8 protein-coding genes and 3 tRNA genes are annotated in these 6,919 nt (G+C 60.8%); 10 read left to right on the top strand and 1 reads right to left on the bottom strand.

Annotated features, from left to right (window positions below; translation table 11 throughout):
- Positions 1-102: 102 nt before the first annotated feature.
- Positions 103-684 carry an AbgT family transporter gene (locus R3F72_RS18190; RefSeq protein ID WP_332780436.1) on the bottom strand — a complete coding sequence of 194 codons (582 nt, stop codon included), beginning with the start codon at positions 682-684 and terminating at the stop codon, positions 103-105.
- Positions 685-1,017: 333 nt separating this feature from the next.
- Here R3F72_RS18190 and R3F72_RS18185 point away from each other — a divergent pair.
- From R3F72_RS18185 to R3F72_RS18140, 10 genes are all read left to right on the top strand, one after another.
- Positions 1,018-1,093: transfer RNA gene (locus tag R3F72_RS18185), tRNA-Asn, on the top strand.
- Positions 1,094-1,123: 30 nt separating this feature from the next.
- Positions 1,124-1,199: transfer RNA gene (locus tag R3F72_RS18180), tRNA-Asn, on the top strand.
- A 34-nt stretch (positions 1,200-1,233) separates the two neighbouring features.
- Positions 1,234-1,309: transfer RNA gene (locus R3F72_RS18175), tRNA-Asn, on the top strand.
- An 80-nt stretch (positions 1,310-1,389) separates the two neighbouring features.
- Entirely contained in the window at positions 1,390-2,298 is a 909-nt protein-coding gene (locus tag R3F72_RS18170; protein ID WP_087721001.1) for a ParA family protein, read from the top strand.
- Entirely contained in the window at positions 2,294-3,691 is a 1,398-nt protein-coding gene (gene dnaB / locus R3F72_RS18165) for a replicative DNA helicase (RefSeq protein WP_442978369.1), read from the top strand. Before R3F72_RS18170 ends, dnaB begins: the two co-directional genes overlap by 5 nt.
- Positions 3,688-3,891 carry a hypothetical protein gene (locus R3F72_RS18160; RefSeq protein WP_087720999.1) on the top strand — a complete coding sequence of 68 codons (204 nt, stop codon included), beginning with the start codon at positions 3,688-3,690 and terminating at the stop codon, positions 3,889-3,891. The genes dnaB and R3F72_RS18160 overlap by 4 nt, the downstream gene beginning before the upstream one ends.
- Entirely contained in the window at positions 3,884-4,114 is a 231-nt protein-coding gene (locus tag R3F72_RS18155; RefSeq protein WP_332780434.1) for a type II toxin-antitoxin system HicA family toxin, read from the top strand. The genes R3F72_RS18160 and R3F72_RS18155 overlap by 8 nt, the downstream gene beginning before the upstream one ends.
- Positions 4,111-4,800, top strand: coding sequence for a DUF2786 domain-containing protein (locus R3F72_RS18150; protein ID WP_332780433.1), 690 nt, complete (start codon positions 4,111-4,113; stop codon positions 4,798-4,800). Before R3F72_RS18155 ends, R3F72_RS18150 begins: the two co-directional genes overlap by 4 nt.
- The gene (locus tag R3F72_RS18145) at positions 4,793-5,299 is read left to right on the top strand and encodes a hypothetical protein (RefSeq protein ID WP_332780432.1); all 507 of its coding nucleotides are present in this window, start codon (positions 4,793-4,795) and stop codon (positions 5,297-5,299) included. Before R3F72_RS18150 ends, R3F72_RS18145 begins: the two co-directional genes overlap by 8 nt.
- Positions 5,296-6,919 (top strand): ParB family protein (locus R3F72_RS18140; protein WP_332780431.1); only part of this gene is annotated, 1,624 nt, incomplete at its 3' end. The genes R3F72_RS18145 and R3F72_RS18140, both read left to right, overlap by 4 nt.

Raw genomic sequence — 6,919 nt, 5'->3', positions numbered from 1 at the left:
GCGGGGAAATTTCAGCGTTTTGGCATTACTCAACAGCTATTCGCGCTGAAGAAGCCGATCCTGATAAGCGATGCCACCAGTCAGTACCTTCAGACCGCTCAATCAGCACCCTCGTGAATGAGGCGGGGTATAGACATTGATAGGCGAGGTGGCAAAGCCTATCCCGACACCACCGAGTGCGATCGCCGTTCCGACCAGCCTGTCACCACCCATGGCGAGCCCCAGCAGGACCGCAAGCGGTATCAAGGCGATATTGTTCTCGTATCCGACTGCGATCCCCAAGGCCCCAAAGACGAACGTCATCAGCCAGATCAGGATGGAAGGGCGCTCAGCACCCAGGCGTTTCACCAGTGTGCCGACCAGGTTTTCCAGTGCACCGGTTGCTTCCATGACCCGGAACAGGCCGCCGCCGATGAATACGATAACGATAATGCTGGCAGCGCCGATCATGCCAAGGGGGATCGCATGGAAGATTTCCAGTACTGACGGCGCCGATTGATCTATCAGGTGGAACGTTCCTGGAACGACGGCGCTTCGGCCATTCACCTCCTGGCGATCATAAGTTCCTGCTGGAATGATCAGCGTCAACACCCAGACGACGCAGAGCAGGCAGAAGATCAAAATGGCAGGATGGGGAATGCGTTGATACCACGGCTTTCGGGTTGTCGCGTCTCTTGCCGTCATGGGGATCTCCTTTATCGCTATTGTTGTTCATGTGCTTGCTGGCCGTGAGCTCTTGTGGCAGGCCGCAGACAAGCTGGGTATTTATTATAATAAATAGACGCTATGCGGATCGCAGGCTGTTTGTCAACGCAGCCGCTCTGGCCGGTGAATACGCTTCTGGTTTGGCGAGCCGTGATAGTCATCCGGCCAGAAGATTTGCTCTGGGCCATCTGTTTGGCTCCGCAGCGTATTGATTGCGCTGGATAATTCGTTTCCATTCTTTTGAAGATTCCTGCGTATCGGCCTTGACGCAAAAGACTCAACGCGTATACTACGCCGCGTGCTGAAGGATGGTCCCCGATAGCTCAGTTGGTAGAGCAAATGACTGTTAATCATTGGGTCACAGGTTCGAGTCCTGTTCGGGGAGCCAACATCCAGATCAGCCAGCGGTGAACGACGATCCCCGATAGCTCAGTTGGTAGAGCAAATGACTGTTAATCATTGGGTCACAGGTTCGAGTCCTGTTCGGGGAGCCATCGCTATCATCGTGACGAGAGATCGCTGTATCGATCCCTGATAGCTCAGTTGGTAGAGCAAGCGACTGTTAATCGCTGGGTCGCAGGTTCGAGTCCTGCTCAGGGAGCCAGCTGAACGCTTAGAAAAGACATCCTGCTATGTAATGCCGCCTCTGCACTCATTCCAATCACTGACGGATGAGGTGTAGTCATGCGCGTTTCAGCAACGGTTTGCTCCAAGGGCGGCGTCGGGAAAACCACCACGACGGCCAATCTGGGCGGTCTCCTGGCAGACGCCGGTCTACGGGTCCTGCTCATAGACCTGGACTCCCAGCCAACCCTCTCTTCCTACTATGAGCTGTCCCAGCCTGCCCCTGGTGGGGTGTACGAGCTGCTCGCGACAGAGCTGGTCGACCTCGACCAGATTATCTCGCACACCGCTATTCCCAATCTCGACATCATTGTCTCGAACGACTATCGGAATCAGTTGCAGCAGTTGTTGCTCAACGCCCCGAATGGTCGTTTCCGCCTGATCGATCTGCTCGATCGCTTTGCTGATCGCTATGACGCCATCCTGATCGATACCCAGGGCGCGCGCTCAGTGATTCTCGAGATGGCCGTCATGGCTGCCGATCGGCTGATCTCTCCCATCGTTCCCGAACTGCTAACCGCCCGCGAATTCGTGCGTGGCACTCAGGGCATGCTCAACGAGCTGCGCGAGCTGGCGCGCTATACCCGTTTCGAGGTGCCGCCGGTCTCCATCCTGCTCAACAAGATGACCGACCAACTGCGCGACGCCCGCGATATCGCCGACAGCATTCGCACCATGTATGCCGAGGTCGAAGATCACGGCATCAGCGTTCTCGAGACCCCGCTGGTCAATCTCTCCGCCTATCGTTCGGCTGCGCTGCAGGGCTTGCCCGTCCATCGGGTCGAGCCGCGCAAGCCATACAGCCGCAAGGCACCGGCCTGTGCCGACCAGCTCAAGGCCGTGGCCATCGATCTCTATCCCGAGTGGGCCGATGCCATCCGCGCAGTAGGCGCAGTAGGCGCAGTAGGCGCGGTCACGCCTAACGGCAAATTGGGCATGGGTAAATCGGGGGTCGGTCATGTCCATTGAGGCCGCATCCCCGGCAGACGCAGAGGCCATGGGGCTTCTGCCACCGCATAGCATCGAGGCCGAGCAGTCCACGCTGGGGGCGTTGATGCTCGACAACACAAAGTGGGATGACATCTGCGAAATCGTCGATGCCGGTGCGTTTTATCACTACCCGCATCGGCTGATCTTCAAGGCGATGGAAGCGCTATCCCATAACGAAAAGCCGCTGGACGTGGTGACGCTCTCCGAGGTGTTGGAGCGCGATGGGAATCTAGAGACCTGTGGAGGCTTGTCCTACCTGGCCGAGCTGGCCCGTAACACGCCGTCGGCAACCAACGTGGTCGCCTATGCCGGCATAGTTCGCGAGCATCAGCGTCGCCGGCAGCTGGTCAACATGGGGCGTGATCTCAGTCAGCGGGCGCTGGATGGACAGCAGCTCAGTCAGGCGTTGATCGAAGCCACCGAGCGTCAACTGTTTGAGCTGGCCGAAAATCGGCAGGGCAAGGAAACCGGCATACGTCCAGCGTTGACCGCAGCGATCGATACTATTGATCGTGCCTTCAACGCCAAGGATGGCATTACCGGCACACCCACCGGTTACCAGGACCTCGACGCGCTCACCTGTGGCTGGCAGGACTCGGACCTGATCGTCATCGCCGGCCGCCCATCGATGGGCAAGACCACGCTAGGGATGAACCTCGTCGAGAATGCGCTGGTTGCCACGGCGGGCCGCACCGAGTTGGCGACCGCGCCGATCTTCGTCTTCTCGCTCGAGATGCCCGAGGAGCAGCTGATGCTGCGTCTCATGGCAAGCATGGGGCGGCTGGATCTGAGCAAGCTGCGCTCAGGGCAGCTCGACAACGGGGGCTGGGAGAAGCTGACCTCCGCCACGAATCGCATACTGGGCTTCGAGGAACGTCTGTTCGTGGACGACTCCAGCGGACTCTCGGCAACTTTGCTCAAGTCCCGCGCCCGTCGGCTAATGCGCCGCCATGGCAAGCCGGCCCTTATCCTCATCGACTACCTGCAACTGCTCGAGGAGCCGGGCTGCGAGAACCGCAATAACGAGATTTCCGCGATCTCGCGCATCCTCAAGGCCACCGCCAAGGATTTCAACTGCCCGGTGGTGGCGCTCTCGCAGCTCAATCGCACGCTGGAAAATCGCCCCAACAAGCGGCCCTGCATGGCCGATTTGCGCGACTCGGGCGCGATCGAGCAGGACGCCGACGTCATCGGCTTCGTCTACCGCGACGAGGTCTACAACACTGATAACCCCGACAACAAGGGGCTGGCCGAGCTGATCATCGGCAAGCAGCGCAACGGTCCCACCGGCACGGTGCATCTGACGTTCGTGGGCTCGAGCACCCGGTTCGAATCACTGGCGTGGAAACAGTTACAGGAGTCGCGGCCATGAACTGTACAGCTCATGATCTCCAGGATCTTGAAACTCGCCTCGCTGAAAAGCGCGAAGAACTCGCACGGCTTAATCGCGAGTGCAGTGTGCTTCGAGATGAGCGGGAGCGACTGATCCTGTCGCTGGAGGGGCAATTGGATCTGTTTCGTCAGCAGCTTGATCACACCGATCAAGTCATCGGGGAGGTGACCCATGCCTGACGCACTGCCGATTCGCTGCTCGACGCGCGCCCTGAAGCGCGTGGCGCGTTACGCCGTGACTCATGGCTGGAACGTCGAGCGCACCCGAGGTGGCCACGTTCGTTTCATCAAGCCGGGCTGCCCGCCCGTATTCACCGGTTTTTCACCCAGCGACGCGCGTGCCGAGAAGAACGTGCTGGCACGGCTACGCAGGGAACAGCGACATGAGGGGGACGAGGCATGATTCCTGATCGCATCCTTCGCAAGATCGAACGTTGCCTGGCGCTGTCACGATCGGCCAACGAGCACGAGGCCGGAACGGCACTGCGTCAGGCGCAGCATCTGATGGACGAGTATGGCGTCAGCGAGATTGATGTCGCGGCATCGACCATCGACCGAGTGGCCGTTAAGTCGCCGACCGGACGCAAGCCGCCGCGCTGGCTCGATCATCTGGCCAGCCTGGTCAATGCCGCCTTCGGTACCGCCACGGTCTACGAGCCGCGTCCTACGTTCGAGAGCTGGCAGGGCTACTTCGCCTTCCTCGGCGAGGCGAGTCAGGTACACATCGCGGCATATGCCTTCGAGGTCCTCCAGCGTCAGCTGATCAGCGATCGCAAGACATTCCTGAACGGCATGCAAAAACGCGCGAAACGCATCACCAAGATTCGCCGGGCCGATGCCTATGCCCTGGCATGGGTGGCGGGCGCGTTCGAACACATCGTGCCGGTGGAGAAAACCGAGGAGGCCGTCGCGGCGATCGAGCATTTTCAGCAGCGCTTCTATCCCCAGCTCGAAGCGATGGAGGCCATCGATCGCGGTCAACGCCGTGACGATCGGGGGGCAATGGCCCGGGGGTACGCCGCCGGCCGCAACGCGCGCCTGCACGGCGGCATCGATCGCGACCAGCACAAGGCGCTGTCCCATGGCTGAGATCGTCACGTTTCCGACACGCACCGCTACCGACCAGAGTATGGAGCGCTATCTGCAGGGCCGGGAATGTCTGGCTCTGGGACTGCTCGATCCCTTCGCCGGCTGGGTCGAGACACTGGAGTCCTGGTTCGCCGCGCATCCCCGGGCGCACAACAAGCGCAACGATGCGCTGCGCTCGCTGCTCGCCGATACCTGGCTGGTCTTCCATATGGCTTGTGACAAGGCCAGTCGGCTCGAGATGGCGCCGCACCACAGCCTGCGCTGGGCGCAGCTCCAGTATTTCGACCTCAGCGATTTCGAGCTGCTGGTGATCGTCAACGACAACCTGCTCGATCTGCGTCGTGGCCTGCAGGCGCTGTGCCAGCAGCATCCGCCGCAGACGCGCAGCGACCTTAGCCTGCACGGGTTGACCCAGAGCATCGGTCGTTTGAACCAGCAGTTGAACCATTTTTTCGATTCTGATGGCTGCGCATCGTGGCAGCCGGAGTGGACCTCATGAGTAAACCATCCGTCACCCCCGACCAGATCACGGCCAAACTGAACCAGCCGGGGCCGACGCTCAGGAGCCAGCCCACCGATCGGCTGCCGGCACCGACCCGCGAACAGGCGATGTCGCTCACGCTGGATCAGCTGCGTCCCTACGACCGCAACCCGCGAACACATCACAACCCGAAATTTGATGAGATCAAGGAGTCGATTAAGGCGGTCGGACTCAAGCAGAAATTGACCGTCACGCAGCGCCCCGGCGACAACCGCTACATGATCTCCGACGGTGGTAACACCCGCCTGATCATTCTCAATGAGCTGTACCAGGAGACAGGCGATCAGCGCTTCTATCACCAGGACTGCCACTTCATTCCGTGGCAGGGCGAGATCAATGTGCTCGCCGGCCATCTGGCCGAGAACGACAACCGGGGGCAACTGAGCTGGATCGAGCGGGCGCGCGGGATCTTCGAGGCCAAGCGCATGATCGAGGAAGACGCCGGCGAGACCATCTCTCAACGCGAGCTGACCAAGCGCCTACGCGTCCTGGGCTACACGGTTAATCAGAGCCACATCTCGAAAATGCTCTATACCATCGAGCACTTTCTGCCGACCCTGCCGCTGACGCTCGATGCCGGCATGGGCCGGCCTCAGATCGAGAAGCTGATCTCCTATCGCCAGTTCTGTGACGAGTGCTGGACCCGCTGTGCCGACTACTGGATCGAGCACGCCGACGATCTCGGCGAGGGCGAGCCGTGGGCCAGCAACGTCGTCGACAGCAACTTCGCCCAGGCCTGGCATGAGGAGATGGCGCAGCTCGATCACGAGGGGCAGACTGATTTTCGCTGGAACATCGTCGAGGATCGCTTGAAGGGCATGCTCAACGAGCACACCGGGCTGCACTTCAACCCCATCGACATGGCGTGGAAGAACTGGTTCACCGTGCGCAAGTATGCCCGAGCGGCAACGGACGAGGAGCGCGCCGACATTTGGACCACGGTCGATAGTGAACTGGAACGCCTGCGTCATCCCCAGGAGCGCCACCTCTATCCGCCAAAACCGGATACCTCTCCGGGTGGCTCGTCATCCGGCAAGTCGTCGGGTCCTTCCTCTCTGTCATCGACCGCCAAAACCTCTCGAGGCGGTAGCGAACCCACCGGAGGCGACGGTGAACTCGACCCCAATGATCTGACATTCGGCGATGGCCAGAGCGACCTCGATCCCACGCCGGAACCATCGCCGGCGCGCGGTGTGCCGGATGCGGGCGGGGTAGGCGAGTCGGTCGCCATGAAACAGATGCGCGCCCAGCTCGAGCAGCTTGAGCAGCGCAATGCCGCACTCGAGGCCCGGACTCTTCGGACGCCGGCGGCACCGCAAGGGTTTGGCGCTGGTGAAGATGACAACGATGGCCTCGGCGGACTGCTGGATACCGACGGCCTTCTACAGGAACACACACCTCAGCCCACTCGCTCTCCCGAGGAGCAGGCCACGATCGCTGCCGATCTGACACTCTCGCCTCACCATGAAACCGAGGGGCATCGCCAGTTGCGTCACTGGCAGGCGAAGGAGCACGGCGAGGAAGCGATCGACTTCGAAGCGGCGGCGCTCAAGAGCGTGCCGCTCCAGGACGGCGGCC

The organism is Salinicola sp. 4072 (assembly GCF_036663415.1).
GTDB lineage: Bacteria > Pseudomonadota > Gammaproteobacteria > Pseudomonadales > Halomonadaceae > Salinicola > Salinicola salarius_A.
This window is presented reverse-complemented; position numbering and strand designations above follow the sequence as displayed.